The organism is Polaromonas sp. P1_G2 (assembly GCF_056405515.1).
This window is the reverse complement of sequence record NZ_JBFUBY010001088.1, coordinates 1-463: the sequence shown is the minus strand read 5'-3', so window position 1 is coordinate 463 and position 463 is coordinate 1. Positions and strand designations below refer to the sequence as shown.

Below are 463 nucleotides of genomic sequence, written 5' to 3'. Positions count from 1 at the left end.
CCCTTAGGATCGCCGCCGGTCCAGTAAGGCAGGTTCGGCTTGGTGATGGCAATGCCAAGCTTTTCGGCTTTCAGCCGATGCTCATAACTGGGCAGGCCGTGCTCGTAATCACCGGCGTTGAGGAAGGTCATGCCAAGCGCCAGATGCGCATCGGCATAGCCGGGCCTTGCCTGGATCGCGCGACGGAAGGCCGCTGCCGCGGCGACGTCCTGCGAGGCTTCGAGCTCGGCAATACCGAGATTGTTCCAGCCCTCGGCATGCTGCGGATCGCATTCCACTGCACGGCGCTGCAGAAAGATCGAAAGGCCGAGCGCACCGTAATTGCGCTCATAGACGCCAAGATTGCTCCATGCATCCGGATTGCCGGGGTCGATCGTCAGTGCATGCTCCCAGCTTTCGGCGGAGTCGGCGTGACGCTCGGCAGCGGACTGGTTAGCGCCCAACTGCACCCAGAGCTTGGGGT

At 62.6% G+C, this 463-nt stretch carries 1 protein-coding gene; it reads right to left on the bottom strand.

Annotated features, from left to right (window positions below):
* Positions 1–463: tetratricopeptide repeat protein (locus tag AC1D0P_RS29185; protein ID WP_477679927.1), on the bottom strand; the 463-nt coding region annotated here is incomplete at both ends.